The organism is Bradyrhizobium sp. URHA0013 (assembly GCF_000518345.1).
Lineage (GTDB): Bacteria > Pseudomonadota > Alphaproteobacteria > Rhizobiales > Xanthobacteraceae > Bradyrhizobium.
In genome coordinates this window covers 186,451-201,358 of sequence record NZ_KI912427.1, presented here as the reverse complement: position 1 = coordinate 201,358, position 14,908 = coordinate 186,451, and the positions used below count along the sequence as shown (strand labels likewise).

General features: G+C 63.9%; 16 protein-coding genes. 14 read left to right on the top strand and 2 right to left on the bottom strand.

From position 1 onward, the window contains the following. Nucleotides 1-113 precede the first annotated feature (113 nt). Both N551_RS0130330 and N551_RS0130325 read left to right on the top strand, forming a co-directional pair. A complete protein-coding gene (locus N551_RS0130330; protein ID WP_027570121.1) occupies nucleotides 114-896 on the top strand; it encodes an SDR family oxidoreductase in 783 nt (260 codons plus the stop codon). After that, nucleotides 893-1,882: an NADPH:quinone reductase gene (locus N551_RS0130325; RefSeq protein WP_027570120.1), complete on the top strand. Its 990-nt coding sequence runs from the start codon at nucleotides 893-895 to the stop codon at nucleotides 1,880-1,882. Before N551_RS0130330 ends, N551_RS0130325 begins: the two co-directional genes overlap by 4 nt. A 12-nt stretch (nucleotides 1,883-1,894) precedes the next feature. Here N551_RS0130325 and N551_RS0130320 read toward each other — a convergent pair whose 3' ends face one another. Beyond that, on the bottom strand, nucleotides 1,895-2,374 hold the full coding sequence (locus N551_RS0130320) for a DUF3775 domain-containing protein (RefSeq protein ID WP_027515358.1): 480 nt from the start codon (nucleotides 2,372-2,374) through the stop codon (nucleotides 1,895-1,897). A 123-nt stretch (nucleotides 2,375-2,497) separates the two neighbouring features. Here N551_RS0130320 and N551_RS0130315 point away from each other — a divergent pair, with 123 nt between their 5' ends. From N551_RS0130315 to N551_RS0130275, 9 genes are all read left to right on the top strand, one after another. Then, nucleotides 2,498-3,346: an MBL fold metallo-hydrolase gene (locus N551_RS0130315; protein ID WP_027570119.1), complete on the top strand. Its 849-nt coding sequence runs from the start codon at nucleotides 2,498-2,500 to the stop codon at nucleotides 3,344-3,346. A gap of 130 nt (nucleotides 3,347-3,476) precedes the next feature. Further along, nucleotides 3,477-4,319: a fumarylacetoacetate hydrolase family protein gene (locus tag N551_RS0130310; protein ID WP_027570118.1), complete on the top strand. Its 843-nt coding sequence runs from the start codon at nucleotides 3,477-3,479 to the stop codon at nucleotides 4,317-4,319. A gap of 144 nt (nucleotides 4,320-4,463) precedes the next feature. Then, the gene (locus tag N551_RS0130305) at nucleotides 4,464-5,075 is read left to right on the top strand and encodes a glutathione S-transferase family protein (protein ID WP_007599593.1); all 612 of its coding nucleotides are present in this window, start codon (nucleotides 4,464-4,466) and stop codon (nucleotides 5,073-5,075) included. A gap of 25 nt (nucleotides 5,076-5,100) precedes the next feature. Further along, nucleotides 5,101-6,294, top strand: coding sequence for a serine hydrolase (locus N551_RS0130300; protein WP_027570117.1), 1,194 nt, complete (start codon nucleotides 5,101-5,103; stop codon nucleotides 6,292-6,294). Nucleotides 6,295-6,310: 16 nt separating this feature from the next. After that, nucleotides 6,311-7,180, top strand: coding sequence for an MBL fold metallo-hydrolase (locus tag N551_RS0130295; RefSeq protein ID WP_027570116.1), 870 nt, complete (start codon nucleotides 6,311-6,313; stop codon nucleotides 7,178-7,180). A 133-nt stretch (nucleotides 7,181-7,313) separates the two neighbouring features. After that, on the top strand, nucleotides 7,314-8,465 hold the full coding sequence (locus N551_RS0130290; protein WP_027570115.1) for an alpha/beta fold hydrolase: 1,152 nt from the start codon (nucleotides 7,314-7,316) through the stop codon (nucleotides 8,463-8,465). 62 nt (nucleotides 8,466-8,527) lie between these two features. After that, nucleotides 8,528-9,499, top strand: a complete 972-nt coding sequence (gene mbfA / locus N551_RS0130285; RefSeq protein ID WP_027570114.1) for an iron exporter MbfA — start codon at nucleotides 8,528-8,530, stop codon at nucleotides 9,497-9,499. A 231-nt stretch (nucleotides 9,500-9,730) separates the two neighbouring features. After that, nucleotides 9,731-11,203 (top strand): amidase, encoded by a 1,473-nt coding sequence (locus tag N551_RS0130280; RefSeq protein WP_027570113.1) that lies wholly within the window; start codon nucleotides 9,731-9,733, stop codon nucleotides 11,201-11,203. Between the two features lie 10 nt (nucleotides 11,204-11,213). Then, nucleotides 11,214-11,567 (top strand): nuclear transport factor 2 family protein, encoded by a 354-nt coding sequence (locus N551_RS0130275; RefSeq protein ID WP_027570112.1) that lies wholly within the window; start codon nucleotides 11,214-11,216, stop codon nucleotides 11,565-11,567. A gap of 57 nt (nucleotides 11,568-11,624) precedes the next feature. Here the strand turns inward: N551_RS0130275 and N551_RS0130270 are convergent, their stop codons facing one another. Continuing rightward, the gene (locus N551_RS0130270) at nucleotides 11,625-12,107 is read right to left on the bottom strand and encodes a CinA family protein (RefSeq protein ID WP_027570111.1); all 483 of its coding nucleotides are present in this window, start codon (nucleotides 12,105-12,107) and stop codon (nucleotides 11,625-11,627) included. Nucleotides 12,108-12,274: 167 nt separating this feature from the next. Between N551_RS0130270 and N551_RS0130265 the strand changes: the two genes are divergently transcribed. The 3 genes from N551_RS0130265 to N551_RS0130255 are packed head-to-tail and all read left to right on the top strand — an operon-like array spanning nucleotide 12,275 to nucleotide 14,879. Beyond that, nucleotides 12,275-13,333: an amidohydrolase family protein gene (locus tag N551_RS0130265; protein WP_027570110.1), complete on the top strand. Its 1,059-nt coding sequence runs from the start codon at nucleotides 12,275-12,277 to the stop codon at nucleotides 13,331-13,333. A gap of 23 nt (nucleotides 13,334-13,356) precedes the next feature. Further along, nucleotides 13,357-14,466 (top strand): amidohydrolase family protein, encoded by a 1,110-nt coding sequence (locus tag N551_RS0130260; protein WP_027570109.1) that lies wholly within the window; start codon nucleotides 13,357-13,359, stop codon nucleotides 14,464-14,466. Continuing rightward, entirely contained in the window at nucleotides 14,466-14,879 is a 414-nt protein-coding gene (locus tag N551_RS0130255; RefSeq protein WP_027570108.1) for a Rieske (2Fe-2S) protein, read from the top strand. Before N551_RS0130260 ends, N551_RS0130255 begins: the two co-directional genes overlap by 1 nt. Nucleotides 14,880-14,908 lie beyond the last annotated feature (29 nt).

The window sequence follows — 14,908 nt, the reverse complement described above, 5'->3', positions numbered from 1 at the left end:
ATCGCCGGGCAAGCGCGCATGCATTTTGATGCGGGCCAATCCCTTATCAGCGGCGCCAAGGTTGGCTAGAATAGCGGCTCTAAAAACCTGCATGACATTACGGGAGTGAAACAGTGGATCTTGGGATCAAAGGTCGCCGCGCCATCGTCTGCGCATCCAGCAAAGGCCTCGGACGCGCCTGCGCCATCTCGCTGGCCGAGGCCGGCGTTCACGTCACGCTGACCGCGCGCGGCGCCGAGGCCCTGAAGAAGACGGCCGACGACATCCGCAAGGCCTATCCTGATGTGACCGTTACCGAGATTGTCGGCGACATCACGACCCCGGCGGGCCGCGAGGCCGTGCTGAAGGCCTGCCCCGAGCCGGACATCCTGATCAACAATGCCGGCGGACCGCCGCCCGGCGATTTCCGCAACTGGACCCGCGACGACTGGATCAAGGCGATCGACGCCAACATGCTGACCCCGATCGAGCTGATCAAATCGACCGTGGACGGCATGATGGCGCGCAAGTTCGGCCGCATTGTCAACATCACCTCGGCCGCGGTGAAGGCGCCGATCGACATTCTCGGTCTCTCCAACGGCGCGCGCGCCGGCCTCACCGGCTTCATCGCCGGCCTGTCGCGCAAGACCGTGATCAACAACGTCACCATCAACGGCCTGCTGCCGGGCCCGTTCGAGACCGATCGCCTGCGCAGCACCGCGAAGGGGGAATCCGAGAAGCGCGGCATCACGCCGGACCAGGTTCTGGCCGAGCGCGCCAAGCTCAATCCCGCGGGCCGCTTCGGCGATCCCGACGAGTTCGGCTACGCCTGCGCCTTCCTGTGCGGGAGCAGGGCCGGCTTCATCACCGGTCAGAACCTTCTGCTCGATGGCGGTGCCTTCCCGGGAACGCTGTGAGGGCGGTCTGGTACGAGGAGACAGGACCGGCGGCGGACGTCCTCACCTATGGTGAGATGGCGACGCCGGTCGCAGGTCCAGGCGAAGTTCGTATTCGCCTGGAAGCCTCCGGCGTCAATCCGGCCGATGTCGGCCGGCGCGGGGGCAGCTATCGCGCGAAGGAATTTTCGCGCGTCATTCCGAACAGCGATGGCGCGGGGTTTATCGACCAGACCGGCGATGGCGCGACGCGGTTCAAGATCGGCGACAGGGTCTGGCTGTTCAACGGCCAGCGCAACGGCCGCGCCTTTGGCACCGCGGCCGAACATATCGCGCTTGCCGAGCATCTGGTGACGCCGCTGCCGGACAACCTCTCTTTTGCGGAAGGCGCGACGCTGGGCATTCCCGCTATGACGGCGTGGTGCTCGCTATTTGCGGACGGACCGATCGTCGGCAAGACCGTGCTGGTCACCGGCGGCGCGGGTGCAGTCGGGCATTACGCCGTGCAACTCGCGAAATGGGGCGGCGCGCAGGTGATCGCGACCGTCAGCTCGGCGATGAAAGGCGAGCAGGCGCGACAAGCTGGTGCCGATCTCGTGGTCAATTACAGGGACGAAGACGTCGTTGCCAAGGCGATGGCCTTCACCGGCGGACGCGGGGTCGACCAATTGGTCGATGTCGATTTCGGCGGCAACATCGCGACGACCCTGAAGTTGATGGCAATGAATTCGACAATCGCGGTCTACGCCACCAACGGCAACCGCACGCCGACTGTGCCAATGCGCGAGCTGATGGAGAAGTGCATCACGCTCCGCTCGCTCGTCTTGTTCGCGCTGCCGCCGGCGCTGCTGGCGGCGGCGCAGGCCGACATCTCGAAATGGCTGGCAGCGGGGCCGCGAATCCACAATGTCGCGGCGCAGTTTGCGCTGTCGGAGACGGCGCAAGCCCATGTCGCCGTGGAGAAAGGCGACAAGCTCGGCACCGTGGTCGTTGACTGCGCGCGCTGATATCGGCCAGGATCACCGCTGTTGCTTGGTGGGCTCGTCTTCGTCCCGCTGGCTCGGACTGGATGAATCGGCGACTGGGTTTCCGTCGGTCCAGTCGACGCCGAATTCGTCGAGCCCGTCGGCGAGCAGATCGCCCAGCATCGGCTCACCGAGGAGATAATGCGCCGTCTCGCGCCGGGGACTGCGATACTCGGCGCGCGCCTCCACCGCGCGTGCGCGCAGATCGTCCCAGTCGTCGATCGTGCCGTCGCCGCGGCCGAGCCAGGTCAGCGCAACGAGATCGATCTGCTCGTCCTCGTTCATGGCCACGATGAAACTTCCGAGTTCGTTGACCACCGGATCGGAGCCGTCATCCTCGAGGACGTCGACCGCGTCATCATCCGTCGCATTCGAGCCGGAATCCGGATCGGAATCCGCCTGCTTGACGTCGAATTCACGCGCCTTTTCGATGATGAAGGCGACCTTCTCCGCGGAAATCGCAAGCTCTGGCATGGCTGGCCCTTTGTCTTTCCCTGGGTTCCCGCGATAACGCCGCACCGCGTCAGATGATCCATTGCGCCTGCCCGCGAAACTGCGCATGTTCCCCGCCAAAGCAAGAACATGAGGATGCGCCGGATGCAGTGGAAGGTCGGCAGGGTCAAAATCACCAAAGTCGTGGAATTGGAGACGGTCGGCTCGACCCGCTTCATTCTGCCCTTGGCGAGCAATGCAGAAATCCAGAAGCTGCCTTGGCTGATCCCGCATTTCGCCACGGAAGAAGGCCGGCTGAAGATGTCGATCCATTCGCTGGTGGTGGAGACGCCGACGCGCCGCATGGTGGTCGATACCGGGCTTGGCAACGACAAGCAGGGCCGCAACGTCCCGACCTGGAACAATCGCACCACGCCGTTCCTGGAGACGATGATTGCGGCGGGCTTTCCGCCCGAGAGTATCGATACCGTGCTGTGCACGCACCTTCACGTCGACCATGTCGGCTGGAACACGAAATGGGTCGACGGCAAATGGGTGCCGACCTTCCCCAACGCGCGCTATGTCTTCGGCAAGACCGAGTATGAGCATTGGCGCGACCATTCCACCGAGCCGGACAAGCAGGCCGTGTTTGGCGATTCCGTGGAGCCGATCGTCGATGCAGAGCGGGCGGAGTTGGTCGCGAGCGACCACCGGCTCAGCGACGAGATCAGCATGATCCCGACCCCCGGCCACAGCCCTGGACATATGAGCATTCTGATCCAGTCGGACGGCGAGCAGGGACTGCTGACGGGCGACGTCGCCCATCATCCCTGCCAGATGGCGCATCTCGGCTGGTCCTCGACCGCGGATTCCGATCAGAGCCAATCTGCCGCGACGCGGCGCGAATTGTTCGGCCGGTTTGCCGAGACCCCGACGGTGGTGATCGGCGGGCATTTTTCGGCCGGCCATATCAGGCGGGACGGGGACGCGTTCAGGTTCGAGGCGCTGGCCTAAGTCTCGTGCCCCGGACGAACCTCCCGAATCGAGAGGGCTGCAATGCGCCCCTCTTTGAGCGGTTGAATTTCCCGCCGCCCTGTTCCATGAAGCTGTTCAACCGATCGGTCCAGTCCAGGGAGAAACGAGAATGAAGCTTGTTCGTTATGGCGAGAAGGGTGCGGAAAAGCCCGGCCTGATCGACAAATCCGGCCAGTTGCGCGATCTGTCGGCGCATGTGAAGGACCTGACCGGCGAGGCCTATTCGCCCGAGAGCCTGAAGAAGCTGGCGGCGCTCGATCCCGCCTCGCTGCCCGCCGTCTCCGGCAAGCCGCGGTTCGGCGCCCCCGTCACCGGCATGTCGAAATTCGTGGCGATCGGCCTCAACTACAGCGACCACGCCAAGGAGACCGGCGCGGAGATCCCGAGCGAGCCGATCATTTTCATGAAGGCCAACACCTCGCTGTCCGGCCCGAACGATCCCGTCGAGAAGCCGCGCGGCTCGACCAAGCTCGACTGGGAAGTCGAGATCGCCGCGATCATCGGCACGCGCGCAAAATATGTCTCGGAAGCCGACGCGCTCAACCACGTCGCCGGTTATTGCGTCTGCAACGACGTCTCCGAGCGCGCCTTCCAGATCGAGCGCCTGGGTCAGTGGACCAAGGGCAAGTCGCACGACACGTTCGGCCCGCTCGGTCCCTGGCTCGCCACCAAGGACGAGATCAAGGACGTGCAGAACCTGCCGATGTGGCTCGACGTCAACGGTCAGCGCCGTCAGACCGGCTCGACCAAGACCATGATCTTCTCGATGGCCAAGTGCATCTCCTATGTCTCGCAGTTCATGACGCTGCTGCCGGGCGACATCATCACGACGGGCACCCCGCCCGGCGTCGGCCTCGGCATGAAGCCGCCGACCTTCCTCAATGTCGGCGACGTCATCACGCTCGGCATCGAGGGCCTCGGCGAGCAGCGCCAGGAGATCGTCGCGGCGTAAGCCGCGATCATCACTGCGGCCACACCGTCATTGCGAACGAAGCGAAGCAATCCAGTAATCCATCCGCGGAGACAGTCTGGATTGCTTCGTCGCAAGTGCTCCTCGCAATGACGAAGCAAAACTTTTATTTTTTGGATACTCGCCATGAAGCTCACCTTCTCCCCCGCCTCGCCCTTTGCCCGCAAGGTGCGCATCGCCGCGATCGAGCTCGGGCTGATCGACAAGATCGAGTTCACGCCGGCAGCGGTGGCACCGGGCACGGCCAACGAGGACTATTCGAAGATCACGCCGCTGAAGAAGCTGCCGGTGCTGATCACCAATGACGGCGATGTCATCCTGGACTCCTACGTCATCGTCGAATACCTCAACGAGATGGCCGGCGGCAGCCTGATCCCGGACTACGGTCCGCGGCGCTGGAAGGCCAAGACCAATCATGCCCTGATCAACGGCATGCTCGATTCCATGCTGCTGTGCCGCTACGAGAAGATGGTGCGGCCGCAGGGCCTGCAATGGCAGGCGTGGTCGGACGACCATTGGAACCGGGCCTGGACCGGCATGGCGCGCTTCGAGAACATGCCCGAAGTGCTGAACGGCCCGTTCGACATCTCGCAGATCGGCCTCGTCTGCGTGCTCGGCTATGCCGACTTCCGCTTCGCCGATTGCGGCTGGCGCAAGGCCTATCCGAAGCTCGACGCCTTCCACCAGAAGATGCTGGAGCGGCCCTCCGTGAAGATCTCGGTGCCGCCCGCGGCGTAGTATCGCGACGGCGGGGAGAAGGATGATGCGCGATCGCTTCCCCCGCCTCAGCATTCTCGGCGCGAGCCTTATGCTCGCGTTGACCGTCTCAACCACTTCCGTGCAAGCCGACGGCATGCCGCCTGGACAGCGAAACCTCGCCTGCGAACCGCCATCGTCAACCGACGACGGCTGGACGACTGCGTCGCCCGACAGCGTCGGCATGGACGGCGCGCAACTCTGCGGGATCGCGACACGACTCGGGCAACGCGCGACTTCGGTCCATTCGGTTGTCGTCGCGCGCCACGGCAAGCTCGTCTTCGAGCAATACTTCGCCGGCTACGACCAACCCTGGGGACAACCGGAAGGCCAGCGCGAATTCACCGCGACGACAAAGCACGACATGCGCTCGGCATCGAAGAGTGTCGTTTCGCTGCTCGTCGGCATCGCGCTCGATCGCAAGCTGATCGAAGGCGTCGACGAACCTGTGCTCAGATTCTTCCCCGACCATCAGGCTGTGAAGCAGGCGGGCTGGGAGGCTATTACGCTGCGCCATCTGCTGACGATGTCCTCGGGAATGAAATGGGACGAGGCGCGGGCCTGGACCGATCCGAACAACGACGAGCCGCATCTCGGCTTTGAGGTCGATCCGATCGGCTATGTGCTCGCAAGGCCCGTCGCTGCGCCGCCGGATGTGCTCTGGACCTATAATGGCGGCGGGACTGAACTGCTCGGCAACATCCTCGAACGCGTCTCCGGCAAGCCGCTGGAGTCGTTTGCGCGCGAGGTGCTGTTCCAGCCTCTCGGAATCGCCGATTTCGAGTGGAAGGCCTACCCGAAGAACGGCAAGATCGCTGCGGCCGCCGGCCTGCGCTTGCGTCCGCGAGATGCCGCCAAGCTTGGCCAGCTCGTGCTCGATCGCGGCCAGTGGAACGGCCAACAGATCGTCTCGGCCGATTGGATTGCACAATCGATCGCACCGCGCTTCCAGGCGGTCGGCTATTTCGGCGGCACGCTGTTCTATGGCTATCAATGGTGGATGGGCCGCTCGCTGGTCGGCGGGAGGGAAATCAAATGGGTTGGCGCCTACGGCTGGGGCGGACAACGCATTTTCATCGTGCCCGAGCTTGATCTCGTCATGATGACCACCGCTGCCCAATACGGCCAGCCGAAGGAAGGGCTGGCCGCGATCGACGTCCTCTCCAACATCGTCATTCCGTCCGTGCGCGACACACGCTGAGTGCAAGGAAGCGAGCATGAGCCTGAAATACGCGGTCGGCGATCTCACCATCCATCGCATCATCGAGCAGGAAACCTCGTTCGTTCCGGCACTGGAGATGTTGCCGGGGCTGACACCGGAGCTGCTGGCCGAGAACCGGGCCTGGATGAGGGAGGCGAAAGCCCTGGATGACAGCGACACATTGATGCTGTGCTTCCAGTCCTACGTGGTCAAGACGCCGCACCACACCATTCTGGTCGACAGCTGCATCGGCAACGACAAGCCGCGGCCGCAGCGGCCGAAATGGAACATGAAGACTGATGATGCCTATCTGCGCGGTCTCGCCGCCGCAGGTTTCTCGGTCGGCGACATCGACTTCGTGATGTGCACGCATCTGCACGTCGATCACGTCGGCTGGAACACGCGGCTGGAGAACGGCCGCTGGGTGCCGACCTTCCCGAAAGCGCGCTACGTCTTCGCCAAGCGGGAGTTCGATCACTGGACCGAGCAGAACGCGAAGGCGGAGGTGCCGCCCTTCGCCGACAGCGTGCTGCCGGTGGTCGAGGCCAAACGCCACGAGCTCGTCGGCAACGATCACCAGATCGGCGACCACGTCCGCATCCTGCCGACGCCGGGCCACACGCCGGGCCATATCGCCATCACGATGGGCCACCGCAAGGACGAGGCCGTGTTCTCCGGCGACATCATGCACTCGCCGTTGCAGACGCTCTATCCGGAGCTGTCGGTCAAGTTCGACCTCGATCAGGCCAGGGCGGCAACGACGCGCCGCAGCTTCCTGGAACGCTATTGCGACACCGACGCGCTGTGCTGCACCGCGCATTTCCCATCGCCGTCGGTGGGAAAGATCCGGCGCAAGGGCAGCGGGTTCGTCTGCGCGGCGGTGTGATCTAGCCGAGATGCCGTAGGGTAGGCAAAGCGAAGCGTGCCCACCATGCTAAACGCGTTGTAGAATGATGGTGGGCACGGAGCGCGAAGCACGCGTTTGCCCACCCTACGATTCCACCCGTGTGGAGAAAGCAATGACCGACCTCCCCGACATCCCGCTGCCCGCCGGCATCCGCTCACGCTATGTCGACGACATCAACGGCCTGCGCATGCACGTGCTGGAGGCCGGCTTCGAGACCAAGGGCCGGCCCTGCATCCTGCTGCTGCACGGCTTTCCGGAGCTCGCTTTCTCCTGGCGCAAGGTGATGCCGGCGCTTAGCTCGGCCGGCTATCACGTGATCGCGCCGGACCAGCGCGGCTATGGCCGGACGACGGGATGGAGCGCGGAGTACGACGGCGACCTCGCGCCGTTTTCGCTCTTCAACCTGGTGCGGGATGCGCTCGGGCTGGTGTCGGCGTTCGGATACAGGCAGGTCGATTTGGTCGGACATGATTTCGGCAGTCCGGTCGCGGCCTGGTGCGCGCTGATGCGGCCCGACGTATTTCGTTCGGTGGCGATGATGAGCGCGCCGTTCGGCGGAGCGCCGCCGCTGCCGTTCAACACGGTCGACACGCCGGCAAAGCCACCGGCCGAAGACCCCGTGCATCGCGAGCTCGCCGCCTTGCCGCGTCCGCGCAAGCATTATCAGTGGTACTATGCGACACGTCCGGCCAATGCCGACATCCACCGCGCGCCGCAGGGCGTGCATGATTTCCTGCGCGCCTACTATCATCACAAGAGCGCGGACTGGACCGACAACAAGCCGTATCCGCTGAAATCCTGGTCGGCGAACGAGCTTGCGAAGCTGCCGACCTATTATGTGATGGACCTGAACGAGACCATGGCCGAGACGGTCGCGAAGGAGATGCCTTCGCCGGCCGCAATCGCCGCCAATCAATGGCTGCCCGACCGCGAGCTCGCTTACTACAGCGCCGAATATGGCCGCACCGGATTCCAGGGCGGCCTGCAATGGTATCGCTGCGGCACATCGGGTGCATTCAACAGCCAGCTCCAATTGTTGGCCGGCCGCAACATCGACGTCCCCTCCTGCTTCATCTCGGGCAAGCAGGATTGGGGCACCTACCAGCGTCCCGGCGTGTTCGAGGCCATGCAGGTGCGTACCTGCACGAAGCTGCTCGGCTGCCACCTCGTCGACGGCGCCGGTCACTGGGTGCAGCAGGAGCAACCGGCCGAGGTGAGCCGTCTGCTGCTCGATTTCCTGGCGAAGAGCCGCGGCGTGGTTTGACCCGGGAACTTCGGCGTCCTATATAGTTTAGAACTATTCTAAACTATATAGACAGGGTGGCCGTGAAGAATTTTGCCGATCTGACCGAACGCGAAGTGCTTGCTGTCGCGATCTCCTCCGAGGAGGAGGACAGCCGCATCTATATGAGCTTCGCCGAGGACCTGAAGGAGCGCTATCCGGACTCGGCCAAGATCTTCGAGCAGATGGCCGAGGAAGAGCGCGGCCATCGTCACATGCTGCTGGAAATGTACGAGCAGCGCTTCGGTCCGCATTTGCCCCCGATCCGCCGCGAGGACGTCAAAGGCTTCCTGCGCCGTCGTCCGGTCTGGCTCACCAAAAACCTGCCGCTCGACACCGTCCGCAGGGAAGTCGAGACAATGGAATTGCAGGCCGAGCGCTTTTACGTGAAGGCCGCCGAACAGGCGCAGGATGTCGGCGTGCGCCGCCTGCTCGGCGATCTGGCCGAAGCCGAGAAAGGCCACGAAGAGGTGGCCGCCAAGCTGACGGACCAGATCCTGAGCTCAGACGTGCGCGCCGAAGAAGACCGCACCAACCGGCGCATGTTCGTGCTGCAATATGTGCAGCCAGGTCTCGCCGGCCTGATGGACGGCTCCGTCTCGACGCTGGCGCCGCTGTTCGCGGCTGCGTTCGCCACGCATCAGAACTGGCAGACATTTCTGGTCGGCCTCGCCGCCTCGATCGGCGCCGGCATCAGCATGGGTTTTGCGGAAGCGCTGTCCGACGACGGCTCGCTGACGGGTCGAGGTTCACCCTGGCTGCGAGGTCTCACCTGCGGCTTGATGACGACGCTCGGCGGGCTTGGGCACACCCTGCCCTATCTCGTGCCCGATACCTGGTCCAACGCATTCTGGATCGCGACCGGAATTGCCGGAATTGTCGTGTTCTTCGAATTGTGGGCGATCGCCTTCATCCGCGCGCGCTACATGGACACGCCGTTTCTCCAGGCCGTGTTCCAGATCGTGCTCGGCGGCGCGATCGTGCTGGCGGTGGGGATTTTGATCGGAGCGGCGTAGGACGTTGTCATGCCCCGGCTTGACCGGGGCATCCAGTACGCCGCGACCTCTCCGTATCCGATCTGCGCCGGTGGAATACTGTATCGCCCTGCCAAGCCGGGCGATGACTGCGAATGGTTGCTTGGCTCACCGCGTTCCGTCTTGCTCACATGTCAATCGCGATCAAACGGCGGTTGCGGTGCTGGGCCAAACTGCGCATCATCGTTCGACAATAAGAACAGGAGATGCGCCATGGCCAAATCCGAATGGAGCTTCAAGAGCGCGGTCGCGCTGTCGGCCGCGTTGACCGCGAAGAAGGTCTCGTCGGTCGAGCTCACCCGCGATGCGATCGACCGCATCGAACGGCACGACGGCAAGGTCAACGCGATCTGCGTGCGGGATTTCGACCGTGCGTTGGACGCCGCACGCGAGGCGGACGCCGCATTGGCCCGCGGCGAGCGCAAGCCGCTGCTCGGCCTGCCGATGACGATCAAGGAATCCTTCAACATCGCCGGCCTGCCCACGACCTGGGGCTGGACGCCGCAGAAAGATTTCAAGCCGGCGGAGGACGCGCTGTCGATCGCCAGGGTGAAGGGTGCCGGCGGCGTCATCCTCGGCAAGACCAACGTGCCCGTGGGATTGGCGGATTGGCAGAGCTACAACGAGATCTACGGCACGACGAACAATCCATTCGATCTCGGCCGCACGCCGGGTGGCTCGTCGGGCGGCTCGTCTGCGGCGCTGGCGGCAGGCTACGGACCACTCTCGCTCGGGTCCGACATCGGCGGCTCGCTGCGCGTGCCCGCCTTCCATTGCGGGGTTTATGCGCACAAGCCGACCTACAATCTCTGTCCAACGCGTGGCCACACGCCGCCGCCGTTTCCAGCCATCCCGATGGAGCGCGATATGGCGGTGATCGGTCCGATGGCGCGCAGCGCCGTCGACCTACCCCTGCTCCTGGATGTGATGGCAGGCCCCGATCCGTTGGACCTGGGCATCGGATACAAGCTCGCGCTGCCGGAGGCGCGACACCGTGCGTTGAACGATTTCCGTGTGCTGGTGATCGACAGCCACCCGCTGCTGCCTGCGAATGCCGACATTCGCACCGCGATCGAGAAGCTGACGAAACAATTGGCGGGCGCAGGTGCGAGCATCACACGTGAAAGCCCGCTGTTTCCCGACTTCACGGAAGCCTCCCGCCTCTACATGCGCATGCTGATGGGTTTTCTCGGCGCCTTCTTTCCGCCGGACATTCTCGCCGGCGCGCGTGCCGGGGCAGCGCAGCTCTCACCGGAAGACAAGAGCCTTGCTGCCGAGCGGCTGCGCGGCATGACCAGCACACATCAGGCCTGGGTGTTCGACGAGGGCGCTCGCGCCGGCCTGCGCGCGCAATGGCGGCAATTGTTCAGGACATTCGATGCGGTGATCTGCCCGATCATGCCGACCCCGGCCTATCCGCATGATCATTCTGCTGAGCAGGAAAAGCGCCGAATCAATATCGATGGCAAGGACCACGCCTATCCGGACCAGCTTGCGTGGCCCGGCATCGCCACGCTGACAGGACTGCCGGCAACGGCCGTTCCGCTCGGTCTGTCGAAGGATGGCCTGCCGGTCGGCGTGCAAATCATCGGGCCCTTCCTCGAGGACCGCACACCGCTGAAGCTCGCCGAGCTGATCGAACGCGAGTTCGGCGGGTTCGTGCCGCCGCCCTTGTTCAATGACTGAGAGAAATCTCATGAACAACGACCTCGAACAGCTCACCGCGCTCAACCGCGACTATGTCGCCTCGGTGCAGAATTGCGACGTCAAGCGCTTCGACGAAATATTGGCGCCGGAGTTCTACTGCTCCAATCCCGACAAGACGCTGGTCGATCGCGAGGCCTTCCTGAAGCAGACGGCGCGGCCGATTGCGATCCGTGACCTCAGGGCACACGAGGTCATCATCCGTATCATGGGCGATTTCGCCATCATCCATGCGGCAACGAGCTACACCAATGCGGACGGCCAGCAGGCCACCGGGCGATATACCGATTGCTGGGCGAAGAAGGACGAGACGTGGCTGGCTGTGTCGGCGCACGTGTCGCGGTAGGGAGCGCGTCAGACTGCACATTCTCCGGGACAGCCGGATCTCCGGGAGGTCGCGAGGTCACCGCCCCAGATTCTTCAGCAGCAATTTCAGCGCTGTCGCTGCAAATATCTGCATATTGGCGAAGCGGTCATTGTCGCCCGTCTCCAGCGTTGTCACCTCGACTGCGGGCCCGGCGACCGCCATGCAGCTGTGGCCCGCCGCATCGCCGTAGCGATTGCCGGTGGGACCGGACGCGCCGGTTTCGGACAGGCCCCAGTCGCAGTTGAAGCGGATGCGCATCCGCTCGGCCAGCAGTTGCGCGTAGGGCTCCGACGAGGAACGAAAGCCCTTCATTCCTTCGTCCGAAATATCCATCAGCACGCGCCGGGCATCGCGGGTATAGACCACGGCGCCGCCGAGGAAATAGGCGGACGCGCCGGGGACCGCGAGAAGGCTGGCCGAGATCAGTCCGCCGGTCGAGGATTCCGCCACGGCAATGGTCTGTTTGCGCGCGATCAGTTTTGCGGCGACCTGTTCCGCAATGCTAACGAGCTCTTTCATTCCCTGACCCCTTATGCCTTCGCAACCGAGCTCGGCCTTTCTAGCATATGACAGCGCCGTTGGCCGAGTTGCAGCCAACGGGCAGGCCTGCTTGAATGGCGGCCAAAGGCGGAGCGGCCAAGCGCCGCCCGCGAGACGACGCGACGAGGAAACGTGAAGGACACGTCATGGCGTCCCTGATCGCCGGCGGGGTGGATTGCGATGTGCATCCGGCCGTGCCGCATCTGACCAGCCTGCTGCCCTACCTGAACGACTATTGGCGCGATCAGGTGACGACGCGCGGCATGGTCGATCTCATCTCGCAATCCTACCCGCAAAACTCGCCGATCACGGCGCGGCCCGACTGGCGCCCCGAAAGCGGCAAGCCGGGCGAGAGCCTAGCGGACATGCAGCGCCATGTGCTCGATCCCTTCCGGCTCTCGCATGCTATCTGCAATCCGCTTTATGGCGTGCAGATGGTGTTTTCAGAGGATCTGCAGGCCGTCTTCTGCCGCGCACTGAACGACTGGCTCGCGAAGGAATGGCTCGATCGCGATCCGCGGCTGCGCGGCTCGATCGTGATTCCCACCCAAAGCGTCGAGAAGGCTGTCGCCGAGATCGAGCGCTGTGCGACGGATCGCCGCTTCGTGCAGGTGCTGATGCTGGTGATGGGCGACACGCCGCTCGGCAAGCGCGCGCTCTGGCCGATCTACGAGGCGGCAGAACGGCTGGAACTTCCGATCGGCATTCATGCCGGTTCCGCCTATCACAATCCGCCGACGGCCGTGGGCTGGGGGTCCTACCACATCGAGGATTATGCCGGTCAGGCCCAGGCGTTCCAGACCCAGCTCACCAGCCTGATCGTCGAGGGCGTGTTCGCCAAATATCCACGCCTGAAGATGGTGATGCTGGAATCGGGGGTGTCCTGGATCTCCCCATTTCTGTGGCGCCTGCACAAGTTCTGGCGTGGGGTGCGGATGGAGACGCCGTGGGTCGATCGCGCACCGCTGGACATTGTGCGCAGCAACATCCGCTTCTCGTTACAGCCATTCGATGCACCGCCGGATGAGGCGACATTAATTCGCCTGTTTGATCATATGCAGTCGGACGAATTGGTCGTATTCTCGACCGACTATCCGCACTGGCAGTTCGACGGCCAGGAGGCGCTGCCCGCAGGTCTCACCCCCGATCTCGTGCGCAAGATCATGATCGATAATCCGCATGCGACCTATCCCCGCCTGACTTAGCCGCTGCCAAAGGAGGCAAGGCGATGAATATTCAGTTCCGCGAAAGCTCCGAAGCCGCTTCCCCACTGGCCGTCAAAACCGCGATCGCGGACTGCGACATCCATCCGGCACGCGCGACCCGCGCCGAGCTCTATCCCTATCTGGCCAAACGCTGGCAGCATCATCTCGAAGTCTACGGCGTCCATGCCTATCAGGGCATGATGGAAGGTCCGCCCTATCCGAAGGCCCAGCCCAACGCCTCGCGCCGCGACGCCTATCCGCCGGAAGGCGGGCCACAGGGCTCCTCGCTGTCCTTCATGCAGAAGCAGCTGCTCGATCCCAACAACGTGCAGCTCGGCGTGCTCAATCCGCTCAACACCGGCCAGGGCATCCGCAATCACGAGCTCTCGGCCGCTTTGTGCTCGGCGATCAACGATTGGCAGATCGACAAATGGACCAGCAAGGACAAGCGGCTGAAGGCCTCCATCGTCGTCGGCAATGAGGACGGGCTGTCGGCCGCAGCCGAAATCCGCGAGCGCGCCGGCGACAAGAACTTCGTGCAGGTGCTGCTGCTCAGCCGCAACGTCGAGCCGCTCGGCCAGCGCCGCTACTGGCCGATCTATCAGGCTGCGGAAGAGGCCGGCCTTCCCGTCGGTGTCCACGCCTTCGGCTTCGGCGGCAACCCGATCACGCCGTCGGGCTGGCCTTCCTATTACATCGAGGAAATGGTCGGACATTCGCAGTGCCAGCAATCGGCGCTCGCGAGCCTGGTGCTGGAGGGCGTGTTCGAGCGTTTCCCGAAATTGAAGATGGTGATGATCGAGGCCGGCTTCGGCTGGGCGCCGTCGCTGGCGTGGCGACTCGACAAGGTCTGGCAGCGCCTGCGCAGCGAGGTGCCGCATGTCAAACGGCCGCCGTCCGAATATATCCGCGAGCAGGTGTGGTGGACGACGCAGCCGATGGAGGATCCGGAGCGGCGCGAGGATCTGTTCGACGTCATCAAGTGGATCGGCTGGGACCGGCTGCTGTTCGCCACCGACTATCCGCACTGGGATTACGACGAGCCCTCGCGCGTGCTGCCCGCAGGCGTCAACGACGATGATCGCGAGGCCTTCTATCTGGGCAATGCGAAGAAGCTGTACGGGATCGCTTGATGGCGCGGCATGTGATTGCCGCGGCCGATGAGCTTCCGCCCGGCACGCGAAAATTTTTGGAGATCGACGGACGGCCGATCGCAATCTTCAACATCAAGGGTGAATATTTCGGCCTGATGAACCGCTGCCCGCATCAGGGCGCGGCGCTGTGCGAGGGACCCTTGATCGGACTCGCGCAATCGACCGATCCGGGCGAGATCGAATACACCAAGCTCGGCGAGATCCTCCGCTGCCCCTGGCACGGCTGGGAGTTCGACATCCGCACCGGCCAGTCCTATTGCGACCCCCGCCGCTTCCGCGTCAAGGCGTACCCGGCCCATGTCGAGCCGGGTGCGAGCGTGGTGAAGGGGCCGTATGTCGCCGAGACGATACCGGTGAAAGTCGAGAGCGACTACGTCGTGGTGGACCTGTAGCGAAGCAGACGGCGCGGACATGCGCCAGC